Annotated in this window: 9 protein-coding genes; all 9 read left to right on the plus strand. The window is 69.3% G+C overall.

The annotated features are described in order from the left end of the window. Nucleotides 1-18 precede the first annotated feature (18 nt). Nucleotides 19-159 (plus strand): hypothetical protein, encoded by a 141-nt coding sequence (locus GJV26_RS27180; RefSeq protein WP_155711713.1) that lies wholly within the window; start codon nucleotides 19-21, stop codon nucleotides 157-159. A gap of 194 nt (nucleotides 160-353) precedes the next feature. Next, complete coding sequence (locus GJV26_RS27185) at nucleotides 354-602, plus strand: DUF378 domain-containing protein (RefSeq protein WP_155711714.1); 249 nt, start codon at nucleotides 354-356, stop codon at nucleotides 600-602. A 268-nt stretch (nucleotides 603-870) separates the two neighbouring features. After that, nucleotides 871-1,392, plus strand: a complete 522-nt coding sequence (locus tag GJV26_RS27190; protein WP_155711715.1) for a sigma-70 family RNA polymerase sigma factor — start codon at nucleotides 871-873, stop codon at nucleotides 1,390-1,392. Further along, nucleotides 1,389-2,336 (plus strand): FecR family protein, encoded by a 948-nt coding sequence (locus GJV26_RS27195; RefSeq protein WP_155711716.1) that lies wholly within the window; start codon nucleotides 1,389-1,391, stop codon nucleotides 2,334-2,336. Before GJV26_RS27190 ends, GJV26_RS27195 begins: the two co-directional genes overlap by 4 nt. A 119-nt stretch (nucleotides 2,337-2,455) precedes the next feature. Further along, nucleotides 2,456-5,041 (plus strand): TonB-dependent receptor, encoded by a 2,586-nt coding sequence (locus GJV26_RS27200; protein WP_155711717.1) that lies wholly within the window; start codon nucleotides 2,456-2,458, stop codon nucleotides 5,039-5,041. 84 nt (nucleotides 5,042-5,125) lie between these two features. After that, complete coding sequence (locus GJV26_RS27205; RefSeq protein WP_216643176.1) at nucleotides 5,126-8,443, plus strand: exo-rhamnogalacturonan lyase family protein; 3,318 nt, start codon at nucleotides 5,126-5,128, stop codon at nucleotides 8,441-8,443. 169 nt (nucleotides 8,444-8,612) lie between these two features. Next, nucleotides 8,613-10,829: an NADP-dependent malic enzyme gene (locus tag GJV26_RS27210; RefSeq protein ID WP_155711718.1), complete on the plus strand. Its 2,217-nt coding sequence runs from the start codon at nucleotides 8,613-8,615 to the stop codon at nucleotides 10,827-10,829. 238 nt (nucleotides 10,830-11,067) lie between these two features. After that, complete coding sequence (locus GJV26_RS27215) at nucleotides 11,068-12,927, plus strand: glycoside hydrolase family 43 protein (RefSeq protein ID WP_173346291.1); 1,860 nt, start codon at nucleotides 11,068-11,070, stop codon at nucleotides 12,925-12,927. A gap of 43 nt (nucleotides 12,928-12,970) precedes the next feature. Continuing rightward, on the plus strand, nucleotides 12,971-14,947 hold the full coding sequence (locus tag GJV26_RS27220) for a glycoside hydrolase family 2 protein (protein WP_155712763.1): 1,977 nt from the start codon (nucleotides 12,971-12,973) through the stop codon (nucleotides 14,945-14,947). Nucleotides 14,948-14,984 lie beyond the last annotated feature (37 nt).

Genomic DNA, 14,984 nt, shown 5'->3' on the forward strand with positions numbered 1-14,984 from the left:
GCGCGCGTGGACGATGCATTGAAAATAGTCGAGGCCGACGGCATCCATCCGGCACTGGAATTCATGCAAAAGGCGGGCGTGCCGCGCGAGATCGCGCTGCGCGTGCTGTGCGCACCGCAATTCCACCGGAACGGCGAGCGCCGCCGCGAGCCACGCTGAAGCACACCTGGGGTTTCCCGTTGGCATGCTGGCTCGCCGAAGGGCGTTGCCGGCAGGCTTTCATTTCTTTCCAAACCTAGTCTAATTCCTACGTCTTGCAGGACGGGGCTCCGACTGCCATGGCGAGCGGCCCAGCCTACAATGAGGTTGGCTCGCACCGGCGGGCTCCCGCAACCTGACTCGAGGAGTATGTGATGGCAACGATGAATACCGGCTCGGCCGACGTGGTCGCGCACAAGGCTCTGAATGCCGTGGACTGGATCGCAATGGTATTACTGATCGTGGGTGGCCTGAACTGGGGCCTGGTGGGCCTGTTCCAGTTCGACCTGGTCGCCGCGATCTTCGGCGAGCAGACCACCGCCTCGCGTATCGTGTATGCACTGGTGGGCCTGTCCGCGCTGTACGGGATCTACCTGGCTGCGAAGAAGCTCCCAAGCCACTGAGCCGGCCGGCCACGTAGTCCGTACGCCTGCCGGGGCCGCGCTTTCGCGCGCCCCCGGTGTTCGTTGCACTGTCCCACGCCTTGCATTACTCCGCTCACAGCATTGAACGGTTCATTGCATCGCTTCAATCTCCGCCGCACTCAGCCTTAATGGCAATTTCCGACGAAGCATAGTCGGAATGGTTCGTTCTGTTTCGTTTTCGCTCCGTCTATATTGGCAACGCGGCCATGCGCCGTGCCTTTTCCGAGTCCGAAACGAACCACGTGCCATGAACGCCGTACCCCCACACAGTAACCTCCTGGCGCTGCGCAACGAATTGCTGGGCAACGAATTCAAGCGCAGCTATGGCTGGCTGACGGCCAGCATGCACCGGCTGGTGGGCTCCCGCAACGATGCCGAGGACCTGGCCGCGTCCACCTTTACCGAACTGGCCACTCTCGACGACCTGCGCCATGTGCGCCAGCCGCGCGCACTGCTGACCACGATCGCGCGCCGCCTGACCTTTGAATTCTGGCGCCGCCGCGATCTCGAACGCGCCTACCTCGCCGAGCTGGCGTTGCGGCCGGAGGGCGTGGGCGCATCCGCCGAGGACATCTGCATGACGGTCGAGGAAATCGTTCGCATCGATGCGGCCCTCGCCCGGCTGTCGGCGAAGGCGCGCGAGGCGTTCATCCTCAGCCAGTTCGAGGAACTCGGCTATGCCGAGATCGCCGACCGGCTCGGTGTATCGGTCAGCATGGTGCGCAAGTACGTGGCGCAGGCGCTCGCCGCCTGCTGGCCGGCCGCATGACGGCGCAGCCGCGCAGCCGCGCCGAACGCACCGCGATCGACTGGGAAGTACGGCTGCGCGATCCCGGCGTGGACGAGCGCGAATTGCGCGCGTTCCGTGCCTGGCACGACGGCGCGCCGGAGCATGCGGCCGCGTGGACGTCGCTGCAGCGGCAACTCGGGCAGATGGGCGGGCGCGGCGGCCGTGCCGGTGGAGAAGGCCTGGCGGTGGCCCGGGCCCTGCGGAAGCCGGTAGAAGAGCGCCGGCGGGCGCTGCGGGCCGGGTTCGGCATGGCGATGCTGGCGATCACGGGCGCCGGCAGCTGGAAGCTGGCGCACGAGCTGGGCTATGACGCCACGTGGCGCAGCGCCGTCGGCGAGCGCGGCGCGGCCACCCTTGCGGACGGTTCGGCGCTGCGCTTCGATGCCGCGTCGCGCATCGATCTCGCCGGCGGCGCCGGGCCGGTGCGGCTGCACCTGCGGCAGGGGCAGCTGCTGGTGCGCGCGCGGGGTGCGCTCACGGTCGCCGTGGGCGGCGCGGAAATCGACTGCAATGGCGCCGAACTGTGTGCCGGACGGCTGGTGCAGCGCGGCATCGCCGCGGTCCGCGGCGGCGAGGCACGGTTGCGCCTGCCGGGCCGGGCGCCCGTCGCGCTGGCATCCGGCGACGTACTGACCTTCGATGGCGCCGGCGGCGCGGCCGGTGCTCTGCCGTCGCCGCTGTCGTTCAACGCGGCGTCCGGCTGGACGCGCGGCATTCTGGTGGCCGACCGCCTGCCCCTGCCTGACGTGGCCGAAGCGTTCGGCCGCTACCATCGCGATATCGTGCGGGTCGGCGGCACGGCCGCATCCCGCGTGATCAGCGGCGTGTTCCGGCTTGACGATCTCGACGGCGCGCTGCGGCAGATCGGCGGCGCGCTGCCGGTGCGCGTGGCGCGCTACGGCATGCTGGCCATTATCGAATAACGGATATCGGCGCTGTTCGCATTGATTCCCGGCAGCGCCAAAAATATTTTCAACATCCGCTGACGCTTTTCGCATCTCGCCGCACAAGGGTATTACCAACGACATCAATGAGGTATCCCTTGCAAAAGCATTCAATGACGGCCGCCGTGCTGGCCACCCTTCCTTTCATCGCCATCCACGCGCAGGCACAGGCGCAGGGCCAGCACGAACGCCTGGACTACAAGCTGCCCGCGGCGCCGCTGGAACGGACGCTGCTGCTGATCGCCGCCGATACCGGCGTGGCGCTCGCCTACGACCCGCGCCTGCTGGGCGGTGCCCGGTCGGCGCCGGTGGTGGGCCGCTACAGCGCGGCCGAGGCGATCGCCCGCGCGCTCGATGGCAGCGGCTTCGAGCTGGCCGGCAATGGCGGCGGCGCGTTGACGATCCGCCGCGCGATCCAGCGGTCGGCGGCGCCCATGGCGCCGCAGTTCGTCAAGGTGTCGGCGCCGGCGGCGCCGGCGGCGGTGTCCTCGTCCGCGGCCGCCGCCCAGCCCGCGGCGGCCATGGCGACCGTGACCGTCAGCGGCGCGCGGCAGGGCCGCCGCGCCGGTCTCGACGAGGACCCGCAGCGCACGCCCACGTCGTCGTACCGGATCGGCGGCGAGGAACTCGACAGGCAGAACATCACGACGATCGAGGAACTGCAGCAGCTGGTGCCGGGCCTGAACATCCAGAGCACCGACCCGTCGGACATGCAGATCAGCATCCGCGGCGTGGGCGATGGCGGCGGGCAGGCCAGCGGCGATTCCAATATCGGCATGCCGGGCAGCGTGGCCGTCTACGTCGACGGCGTCTACCTGGCCCGGCCGGGCATGCTGTCGAGCCTCGGCGACCTGGCGTATGCCGAAGTGCTGAGCGGCGCGCAGGGCACGATGTTCGGCGCCAATTCCACCGGCGGCGTGCTGAACATCACTACCAAATCCCCGACGTTCGTGCCGGAGGCCGAAGTCACCGTGTCGGCGGGCCAGCACGGCTACCAGCGCGTGCGCGGCGTGGTCTCCGGCCCGCTGTCCGAAAACTGGGCCGGCCGCCTGAACGTCGTGCGTAGCGCGTCCGACGGCGCCGTGACCAACATCCGCAACGGCAACAAACTCAATGGCGGCTCGTCGAACGGTGTCCGCGGCCAGTTGCTGTATCGGGGCGGCGACAGCTTCACGCTGCGCCTTGCCACCGACTACAACAACAGCAACAGCGAGCCGACATCGGTGCTGGTGGCCACGCACGCGATCAATGGCCGCGACACGTACCTGACGCACTCCGCCGCTGCCGGCAACAACGTGGTGTTCGGCCCGAACGTGGACCTGGACGACGAAAACCGCATCCACGTGGTGCAGGGCGGCGCGTCGGCGCTGGCCGAATGGCAATTCGGCGGCGGCTGGCGGCTGCGCTCCGTCACGTCGCTGCGCTACTTCCATTCGCAGCCGACGATGGCGGACGGTCTTTCCGTGCAGGTCTACGCCAACACCGGCACCGAGGTGCGCGACAAGACCTGGTCGCAGGAACTGCGGGTCGACTCGCCCGCCGGCGGCGCCGTCGACTACGCGTTCGGCCTCACGTACCTGGGCCAGCATGCCGAGACGCTGGCGCACACGCGCTACGCCAATACCACGGTGCCGGCGAAGTGGCTGGACAGCACCGCGTTCCGCAACCTGGACATCATCCGCCTCGGGCTGCTGCGCGACCGCATGCTGTCGCCGTTCGCGCAGGGCACGCTGCACGTGGGCGATGCCGTCGACATCACGGCCGGCGTGCGCGCCAACATCCAGAAGAAGGGCGGCAGCTTCATCCGGTACAACCGCGTGCCCTTCAACTCCGGCTACCTGGAAGAGCAGCATACGCTGCCATCGGGCACGCTGACCGCCAGCTGGCGCTTCGCGCCGGGCTGGAGCACCTATGCGGCGGCCTCGTACGGCGAGAAGTCGGGCGGCCTGAACATCTCGGCCGGCGCGGCGCGCCAGGCCGGCCTCGATTCGCTGTACATCAAGCCGGAAAAGACGAAGAGCGCCGAGGTCGGCGCGAAGGCCAGCCTGGCCGGCGACCGGCTGGCGCTGAAGGGCGCGCTGTTCCTTACCGAGATCAGCGATTTCCAGACGCAGGGCTACAACCCCGACGACCAGCAGGTGTACCTGCTGAACGCCGGCACGTTCATCTCGCGCGGCGCCGAGGCCAGCGCGCGCTGGACGCCGGACCGCAACTGGAGCATCGACGCGGCGGCCGTCTACAACGACACGTACTACACGCACTACGCCAACGCGCGCTGCGCACCGGAAGTGACGCTGGCGCCGAATCCGCCGCCGTCGTGCAACCTGACGGGCCAGCGCGTGTTCAACGCGCCGCGGCTGACCGCCAATACGAGCGTGCGCTACGACTGGACCGCGGAAAACGGCCTGCGTTCGTTCGTGTCGGCACGGTATGCCTACCGCAGCTGGATGTTCGGTACCGTCGACGCGTCGCAGTTCACCCGCGTGCCGGGCTACGGCCTGGCATCGTTCGCCGCCGGCACCGGGGCCAAGGCAGGAGCGGGCGAGTGGACCGCGTCGGTATTCCTGAACAACGCGTTCGACAAGACGTACTACAAGCGCCTCGTGAACGGCGACTACGGCTCGGTGGCCGGCTGGCTGGGCGAACGTCGTACACTTGGCGTCACGCTGGCATACCGCTACTGACATACCGCTGCTGACATACTGCTATTGACATACCCTCGCCGATATCGCTGTCGGCGACACGATCGAACGACACGAAGGAGACCGATGGACCGCCGTCAACTGCTCAAACTTTCCGCGCTGCTGGCCGGCGCGCCGGCCGTGACCATGCTGCCCGCGCGCGCCGCCGGCCAGCCGGGGACCGCCCCGATCGGCCCGACGACGCTGCGCTGGCTCGACAGCGATGCGCCGGACAGCTTCACCGGCGCCACGTTCGGCGTGCCGTGGCCGCAGGGACTCGTGCCGCGGGCCAGCGGTTTTTCGTTGCGCGCCACGGCGGGAGGGGGCGCGGCAGGGGCGCCGGCGTCGGCGCCGCCGCTGCAGTCCTGGCCGCTGGCCTGGTGGCCCGACGGCTCGGTCAAGTGGAGCGCCCACGCGATCGGCGGCGGCACGCCGGCCGGCAGCTACGACCTGCAACCGGGGCCGGCCGCTCCGCAGGACGGGAACGCGGGCGGCATGGTCAGCCGGCACGGTGCCGACATCGTCGTCGATACCGGCAGGCTGCGCGCCCGGGTGGCGGGGAATGGCAACGGCGTGTTTGCCGAAGTCGCCCTGGGCGGCCGGACACGGCTGCGCGACGGCGAACTGGTGCTGCTGACCGATGCGACCGATGACAGCGAAGAGGGCGCCGGCCAAAAGCGGCGCTGGCGCGGCGAGGTTGCGCAGGTGGAGGTCGAACAGGATGGTCCGGTGCGCGCGGTGCTGAAACTGACCGGCACCCACAGGGGGGAGGATGGCACCGCGCTGCTGCCGTTCACGCTGCGCCTCGAATTCCACCGCGGCAGCGACGCGATCCGCGTGCTGCACACGTTCGTCGTCGACGTGGACCCGGCGAAGTTCCAGGTGCGCGGCATCGGCCTGCGGTTCGGTACCGTGCTGGACGGCGCGCCGCACGACCGCCACGTGCGCTTCGTGTCTGCCGCCGGCGGCGTGTTCGCCGAGAGCGTGCGCAGCCTCACCGGCCTGCGGCGCGATGTCGGCGACGACAACGCGGCCGCGCAGGTGGCCGGCCGGCCCCTGCCGCCGGTGGCGCAACTGCCGCAGGCCATCCGCGACGGCCTGGCGTATGTGCCGGCGTTCGGCGATTACCGGCTGCTGCAGCCGAATGCCGACGGTTTCACCATCGTCAAGCGCACCGCGAAGGGATATGGCTGGATTCCGGCCGGCGGCGGCACGCGCGCCGGCGGCACCGGCTATGTCGGCGGTGCCGGCGGCGGGGTGGCGTTCGGCGTGCGCAATTTCTGGCAAAGCCATCCCGGCCAGATCGACATCGCCGGCGCGGCCGGCGACCGTGCCGCCGTCACGCTGTGGCTGTGGGCGCCGGAAGCGCCGCCGATGCAATTGCGCTTCTTCCACGACGGCATGGGCCAGGACACGCACGAAAAGCAGCGCGCCGCGCTGGACATCACGTACGAGGACTACGAGCCCGGCTTCGGCTCGCCGCACGGCATCGCGCGCACCAGCGAACTCGAACTGCAGCTGTTCGCCGCCACGCCGTCCGCCGCGGAGCTGGCAGCGGTCGGCCGGCGCATCGCGCAGCCGCCACGGCTGCTGCCCACGCCCGAGCGCCTGTACGCGGCAGGCGTGTTCAGCGATTACTGGGCGCCCCGGGGCCGTGGAGGCAGCCGTGCCGGGCCGCTGGAAACGCGGCTCGCCGGGCTGTTCGACTATTACAAGGGGCAGGTCGAACAGCGCCGCTGGTACGGCTTCTGGGATTACGGCGACGTGATGCACACCTACGATCCGCGCCGCCACCAGTGGCGCTACGACGTCGGCGGCTTCGCCTGGGACAATTCGGAACTGTCCACCGACATCTGGCTGTGGCATTACTTCCTGCACTCGGGCCGGGCCGATGCGTTCCGGCTGGCCGAGGCGATGACGCGGCATACCGGCGAAGTGGACGTGTATCACATCGGCCCGTTCAGCCCGCTGGGCACGCGGCACGGCGTGCAGCACTGGGGCGACAGCGCCAAGCAGCTGCGCATCTCCACCGCGATCAACCGCCGCTTCATGTATTACCTGACGGCGGACGAACGCATCGGCGACCTGCTGACCGAACAGCAGGATGCCGTGCGGCGCCTGCGCGACATCGCGCCGGGCCGCAAGATCGGCCAGAAGCTGGCCACGGGCGCGGACGAGGCCAGCGTGGGCTTCGGCACCGACTGGGGCGCCATCGCCGGGGCCTGGTTCACGGCCTGGGAACGCACCGGCGACAACGTGTGGCGCGACAGGCTGCTGGCCAGCATGACCACGATTGCCGCGCAGCCGCACGGCTTCTTCACGGGCGCCGCGATCATGGACCTGCGCACCGGCGCGTTCCGCATCGATACATCGAAGAAGATCTCGGTATCGCACCTGTCCGCCGTGTTCGGGCTGACGGAAATCTGCTCGGAGCTGCTGTGCACCTTGCCGGAGCCGGCGTTCCGCGAGGCCTGGCTGCGCTACTGCCGGCTCTACAACGCCACGCCGGAAGCGCAGCGCGCCGCGCTGGGGCAGGATCTCGGCAAGCTGAACCTCTCGCAAGGGCATGCCCGGCTGCTCGGCTATGCCGCCGCGCAGGCGCGCGATCCGGCGGCGATGCAGGAAGCGTGGCGCCTGTTCGAAGCGGGCAAGGCGGGGCTGCGCGACGCCGATTTCGCCATCCGCCCCGTGCGCGCGCCGGCGGTGCTGAACGATATCGACGAGGCGGCCCGCATGTCCACCAATGCCGCCGCCCAGTGGGGGCTGGGCGCGCTGGGACTGCTGGCGCTCGATGCACGGGCCACGCCGCCGGGCAAGGTGCTCGTGCGCGACGACTTCCGCAGCTTCGATGGACGCCGCTGGCGCGTGGAAGCGGAAAAGGGCGATCCGCGCGAAGCCGCCACGGTGAAGGATGGCGCGCTGCTGCTCGATACGCGCGGCGGGCTCACGGTATGGCTCGCGCAGCCGCTCGACGGCCACTACGAGATCGCGTACACCTGCACCGTGCTCGACGAAGGCAATCCGGGCGACCGCGTGTCCGACATGAACGTGTTCTGGCAAGCGCGGTTGGACCGGCCGCGCTCCGGCAAGCTGGACGATTACGACCGGGTGCCGATGTTCTATGCGGGGATCGGCGGCAACCACAATACGACGACGCGGTTCCGCCGCTATGACGGCAGCGGCGAGCGCATCCTGCTGCACGAGTACACGGAAAAGCCCTGGCTGCTGCGGGCCAACCATCCGTACCGGGTGCGGATCGTCGTCGATGGTGCCGGTACCCGGCTGTACGTCGACAATGTGCAGTATTTCGCGTCGCGCGAACGGGTCGGCGCAGGTCTGTTCGGACTGCGCACCACGCTGTCGCGGCAGCGGATCGCCGATTTCGCCGTCTATAGTTTGGCGTAAGGGATAAAAATCGAACGATCGTGCCACAAGGGCCGCCGACACGGTCCGCCAGTTCAGGGTAATATTGACGGTTTCGCACACCGTGTCACTTTGATATCACTGCGGCCGATCACTATTTTATAAGCCTGCGCCGACCCGTAGCCGCACGGGCGGTCCTGAAGGAGATTGCATGACGAACGACCATAACGACAACAATAACGACAGCGACCAGCGTCGCGAGCAGCAACTGCGTGCGGACGCACTGGAATACCACCGCCTGCCGACCCGGGGCAAGATCGAGGTCGTGCCGACCAAGCCGCTGTCGAACCAGCGCGACCTGTCGCTGGCGTATTCGCCGGGCGTGGCCTACGCCTGCGAGGAAATCGCCGCCAACCCGGCCGCCGCCGCCGAGTACACGTCGCGCGCGAACCTGGTGGCCGTGATCACCAACGGCACCGCCGTTCTGGGCCTGGGCAACATCGGCCCGCTGGCCTCGAAGCCGGTCATGGAAGGCAAGGGCTGCCTGTTCAAGCAGTTCGCCGGTGTCGACGTGTTCGACATCGAACTGGCCGAGAACGATCCCGACAAGCTGGTGGACGCCATCGCGATGCTCGAACCCACCGTGGGCGGCATCAACCTGGAAGACATCAAGGCGCCCGAATGCTTCTACATCGAGAAGAAGCTGCGCGAGCGGATGAACATTCCCGTGTTCCACGACGACCAGCACGGCACCGCGATCATTTCCAGCGCAGCGCTGCTCAATGCGCTGAAGGTGGCGAACAAGCGCATCGGCGATATCCGGCTCGTGGCGTCGGGCGCCGGCGCCGCGGCGATCGCCTGCCTGGACATGATGGTGGGCCTGGGCGTGCGCCGCGAAAACGTGTACGTGACCGACTCGCGCGGCGTGATCTGGCAGGGCCGCGAAGCCAACATGGAAGCGAACAAGGCGCGCTATGCGCAGCAGACCGATGCCCGCACGCTGGCCGACATCGTGCGCGGCGCGGACGTGTTCCTGGGCTGCTCGACCGCCGGCGTGCTGACGGGCGAGATGGTGAAGACGATGGCCGATCGCCCGATCATCCTGGCGCTGGCTAACCCGGAACCGGAAATCCGCCCCGAAGTGGCGCTGGCCGCCCGGCCGGACTGCATCATCGCCACCGGCCGTTCGGATTACCCGAACCAGGTCAACAACGTGCTGTGCTTCCCTTACATCTTCCGTGGCGCGCTCGATTGCGGCGCCACCCGCATCACCGAGGAAATGAAGCAGGCGTGCGTGGTGGCGATCGCCGAGCTGGCCGAAGCCGAAGTGAGCGAGACCGTGGCCGCCGCCTATGCCGGCCAGAGCCTCACGTTCGGTCCCGACTACATCATTCCGAAACCGTTCGACCAGCGCCTGATCGCCGCGATCGCGCCGGCCGTGGCGAAGGCCGCCTTTGAGTCGGGCGTGGCGGCCACGCCGATCGCCGACCTGGCCGCCTACCGCGCCCAGCTCGAGCAGCAGGTGTTCCACACCGGCCTGGTGATGAAGCCGCTGTTCAGCGCCGCCAAGGCCGCGCAGAAGCGCGTGGTGTACGCCGAGGGCGACGACGAGCGCGTGCTGCGCGCCGTGCAGACCGTGGTCGACGAACGCCTGGGCCTGCCGGTGCTGGTGGGCAGCGCGGAGAAGGTCGCGAAGGCGATCGCCGCCGCCGGCCTGCGCCTGAAACACGGCACCGACTACACGCTGGCCGATCCCGGCACGGTCGATTCCACCAGCCATGCGCTGGCGCTGCTGAAGTCCGGCGATGCGGATGCGGTGATCTGCGGGCTGCGCGGCAACATCGACTCCCACCTGGAGCAGGTGCGCCAAACCATCGGCCTGGCGCCGGGCGCCGAGGTGCTGGCGACGATGAACGCGCTGGTGCTGGAAAAGCACACGCTGTTCGTGGCCGACACGCACGTCAACGACGACCCGACGGCGCAGGAACTGGCCGCCATCGCACGGCTGGCCGCCGCACAGGTGCGCCACTTCGGCCTGGAGCCGAAAGTCGCGCTGCTGTCCCATTCGACGGCCGGTTCGTCCGAGCGGCCGTCGGCCCGCAAGATGCGCGATGCCCGTGCGCTGCTGGCGCGGTCGTCGCCGGACCTGCCGGTGATCGGCGAAGTGCAGGGCGACGTCGCGCTGGTCGGCGGCGTGGCGCCCGGCCTGCTGGGCAACTTCAGCGGCGAAGCCAACGTGCTGGTGATGCCGTCGCTGGACGCGGCCAACATCGCGTTCAACCTGCTGAAGGTAACCGGCGGCAAGGGCGTGACGGTCGGTCCCGTGCTGCTGGGCGCCGCGCTGCCGGTGCACGTGCTCGGCCCTGGCGCGACCGTGCGCCGCATCGTCAACATGACGGCGGTTGCCGTGGCTGAAGCCGTCCGGTAAGGGCACGCCGTTTCCCTGGAAGCGGGGCTGCCGGTTCGCCGGCATGCCCCGTTTTTTACGCCGAAATTTGCAACTAACCGAATCTGACGGGAGGCAGCCGGCGGGTGCATTTGCACGACTGATCGAAGGCCGGGCTTGCAGTATCGAAGCGGCCCGGCGGGGCATGCCGGGCGGGCAGCCGTGCACCACCGTTGAACCAGCCATGCTACCTTCCGCCTTTTGGCGAAAGGAGCATCCAGTGCGGGCATGCCTGTTTCTCCTGGCGGCGCTGTTGCAAGTCACGGCCGCCGCGCAAGCGCAAGCAACTTCCACTTACCAGAATCCGCTGCCGGTAACACTGGCCAGCGGCGAGATCGCGCAGAACTGCGCCGACCCTGCCGTGCTGCGCGATCCGCGTGCGACGCAGCCCACCTGGTACCTGTATTGCACCACCGATCCGGTCAGCCGCGATGAAAAGGAGGGGGACGGCTATCGTTTCCGCCTGCTGCCGGTCTACCGCTCGACGGACCTGGTGCACTGGGACTGGGTTGCCGATTCCTTCATCGACCGGCCGGCGCCCGCCGCGCCGAAATCCTGGCTGTGGGCGCCCGAACCCCACTATCACGACGGCCGCTACTGGCTGTACTACACGATCACCGATACCGACGATGCCCACAGCCCCGAACCCGGCTGCGGCAGCGACAGCGCGATCGGCGTGGCCAGCAGCGCGTCGCCCGCCGGGCCGTGGCGGGCCAGCGGCAAGCCGGTGGTGCCGCCCCGTCGCGCCGGCCCCGGCTGCAAGTTCGACTGGACCTTCGACCCGGACATCGTCGTCGACGACGACGGCACGCGCTGGCTCTACTACGGCAGCTACGGCGGCGGCATCTTCGTGCAGCGGCTCGCGGCGGACGGCCTGGCGGTGGAGGGCGAGGCGCGCCTCGTCGGCACCTCCGGCCGCTACGAAGGCGCCGAGGTCGTGCGGCACGACGGCTGGTGGTACCTGTTCGCTTCCGCCACCGACTGCTGCGCCGGCCCGGCAACGGGTTATGCGCTATATGTCGGCCGGTCGCGAACGCCGCAGGGGCCGTTCCTGGACCGGCAGGGCAACGACATGGCGGCCGCGCGCGCCGGCGGCACGCCGGTCCTGCCGCAGAACGGCAACCGCTGGACGGGGCCGGGCCACAACACGGTGTTCCAGGATGCCGCCGGGCAGTGGTGGACCATCTACCACGCGGTCGATACCGGCGATCCCTATTTTTCGCCGGGGCTGACGCGGCGCCCCGCCTTGCTGGACCGCGTGGACTGGGCCGGCGGCTGGCCGGTGCTGGCCGAGGGGCGGGGGCCTTCGACCGGGGAACTGCCGGCACCGGCCTTCACCGCCGACGGCACCCGGCCGCCGCCGCGGTTCGCCGGCAACGGCGTCGACGTGCGCCTGCTGTGGCGCGAGGATTTCGGCAAGGCCCCCGCCGCGCCATGGCGCTGGGTGCGCTCGCCGGGAGCATGGCGCGCCACCGCCGAAGGCCTGGCATGGAGCACGCAGCCGGGCGACCTGTACGTGGACACGAATACCGCGCCGCTGCTGGTGCGGCCGCTGCCGCCGGCCGGCGACCTGCGCATCGAAACCCGCGTGCGGCTCGACGCGCCGGACGACTGCTGCGTCACGCACTCGCAGGCCGGCCTGGTGGCGATGAAGGATGACGACAACTACGTGAAGCTGGCCGTGCTGGCCGATGCCGGCCTGCACCAGGTGGAATTCGGCAGGGAAGCCGGGCCGGTGCCGGCCGGCCATCCCCGCTACGGCAATACGGTGGCCGGCACGCCGGCGGCCGCCAACGGCTGGACATGGCTGCGGCTCGACTTGCATCGCGATGCCGGCGGCGGCGAGCGCTGGAGCGCCTGGTCCAGCGCCGATGGTCGCGCATGGGAGGGTGGCGGCACGTGGAATCACCGGCTGGGCCCCGCTGCGCGGATCGGCCTGGTGGCGATGGGCGGCGGCGGGCGGGCCGTGACGTTCGGCCCCGTCACGGTCAGTGCGTTGCGCGCACCCCACTCGGCGGCGCATCCGGCACCGCCAGATCGCGCCAAAGCGGTGCCGCGCGCGGTGCCGGCTCAACCGTAACGCGCGATGCGCCATAAACCCCTTATCATAAGGAGACACCGTGATGAGAGCCCCGCCGAAGGAGAACGAGATCGTGGACCACCCCCGGCCGCAACTGCGGCGCACGCAATGGCTGAACCTGGACGGGCCGTGGCAGGCCATGCTCGACGACGATGCCGTGCACCACGAACCGGCCGGCGTGCCGTTCGACCGCACGATCATCGTGCCGTTCCCGCCCGAGGCGGCGGCCAGCGGCGTGCACGACCGCGGCTTCCGCCGGCGCGTCTGGTACCGGCGCGTGGTGGGGCTGGACGACGACCTGCTGCCGTCACCGGACGAGCGGCTGAAACTGCACTTCGGCGCCGTCAACCACCGCGCGCGGGTGTGGATCAACGGCCGCTTCGCCGTGCAGCACAAGGGCGGCCACGGGCCGTTCTCGGTGGACGTGACCCGCTACCTGAACGGCCGCTCGATGGAAATCGTGGTGCAGGCCGAGGACGACCCGCACGACATGCACAAGGTGCGCGGCAAGATGGACTGGGAACTGGAGCCCCATTCGATCTGGTATCCGCGTACCACCGGCATCTGGCGCACCGTGTGGCTGGAAAAGGTGGCGCGCTCGCACGTGGCGCAGCTGCGCTGGACGGCGGACGTGTTCACCTGGCAGATCCGCCTCGATGCCGATATCGCCCACCATGCACCCGGCAGTACCGTCAACGTGATGCTGCGCCTGGGCGAGCAGGTGCTGGTGTCGGACCGCTGCATGCTGCTCGAAGGCCGCCTGTCGCGGCTGTTCCAGCTGCCCGACCCGGGTATCGACGATGCGCGCGCCCACTGGATGTGGAGCCCGGAAAGCCCGCAGCTGATCGATGCCGAGATCACGCTGCATGCGCCCGACGGGCTGGTGCTCGACCATGTGCTCAGCTACACGGCGCTGCGCACCGTCTCCGTCGACGGCGACCGGTTCCTGCTCAACAGCCGGCCGTATTACCTGCGCATGGTGCTCGACCAGGGCTACTGGCCCGAGAGCCTGATGGTGGCCTCGGCCGAGCAGCTGCGCCAGGACGTGCTGATGATCAAGAAGCTCGGCTTCAACGGCGTGCGCAAGCACCAGAAATCGGAAGATCCCCGATGGCTGTACTGGTGCGACGTGATGGGCCTGTGCGTGTGGGCCGAGATGCCCTCCGCCTATGGCTTTTCCAGCGAAACGGTGCACGGCGTGATGGAGGAGTGGAAGGAACTCGTCGCGCGCGACATCTCGCACCCGTGCATCGTGGCCTGGGTGCCCACCAACGAATCGTGGGGCGTGCCGGAACTGATGCACGACCGGCGCCAGGTCGATTTCGTGCGCGCGATGTACCACATGACGCGGGCGCTTGACGGCACCCGCCCGGTGGTCGGCAACGACGGCTGGGAAATGCCCTGCGGCGATTTCGTCAACGTCCACGATTACCATGCCGACCCGGAAGAACTGGTGGCCCGCTACGGCAGCCGCGAGGGCCTGAAATACACGTTCGAGCACGTGCGGCCGGCGCGGCGCCGGCTCGTCATCGACGGGTTCGACGGTACCGGCAAGCCGCTGTTCCTGTCCGAGTTCGGCGGCATCGCCTGCATGGAAGAGCAGGACCCGAAGGACTGGGGTTACTCGGTGGCGCGCAGCGGCGAGGAACTGCTGGAGCGCTACCGCCGGCTGATGGAGGCGATCCACCGCTGCCGCCCGCTGTCCGGCTTCTGCTATACCCAGCTGACGGACACGTTCCATGAAAAGAACGGCTTGCTGACCGAGGGGCGCGTGCCGAAGGCGCCGATCGCCGCGCTCGCCGAAGCCACCCGCGGCCCGGACGCGCGCCTGCACGACTGGTACACCGACCCGCTGGGCCACAGCGAACTGTGGCGCGGCAAGCGGACGCCCGAACTGCTGCCGCCGACGGGGGCGCAGCCGGCGGGGGCGACGGAGACCAGGCAGGACGCCGGCGGTTCCGAAGACCAGCCCGGCACGGACGGCCCGCCATCCTTTCCTCTGCCCAGCGAGGCCGCCTGACCAGGCCCGCGGCGGCCGTTTCGAACGATCGACCACA

Source organism: Pseudoduganella dura, assembly GCF_009727155.1.
Classification (GTDB): Bacteria; Pseudomonadota; Gammaproteobacteria; order Burkholderiales; family Burkholderiaceae_D; genus Rugamonas; species Rugamonas dura.

Excerpts from the sequence above, each read along its gene's own strand:
- GJV26_RS27185 (WP_155711714.1), top strand. The coding sequence starts at position 354 with ATGGCAACGATGAATACCGGCTCGGCCGACGTGGTCGCGCACAAGGCT.
- GJV26_RS27190 (WP_155711715.1), top strand. The coding sequence starts at position 871 with ATGAACGCCGTACCCCCACACAGTAACCTCCTGGCGCTGCGCAACGAA.
- GJV26_RS27195 (WP_155711716.1), top strand. The coding sequence starts at position 1,389 with ATGACGGCGCAGCCGCGCAGCCGCGCCGAACGCACCGCGATCGACTGG.
- GJV26_RS27205 (WP_216643176.1), top strand. The coding sequence starts at position 5,126 with ATGGACCGCCGTCAACTGCTCAAACTTTCCGCGCTGCTGGCCGGCGCG.
- GJV26_RS27210 (WP_155711718.1), top strand. The coding sequence starts at position 8,613 with ATGACGAACGACCATAACGACAACAATAACGACAGCGACCAGCGTCGC.
- GJV26_RS27220 (WP_155712763.1), top strand. The coding sequence starts at position 12,971 with ATGAGAGCCCCGCCGAAGGAGAACGAGATCGTGGACCACCCCCGGCCG.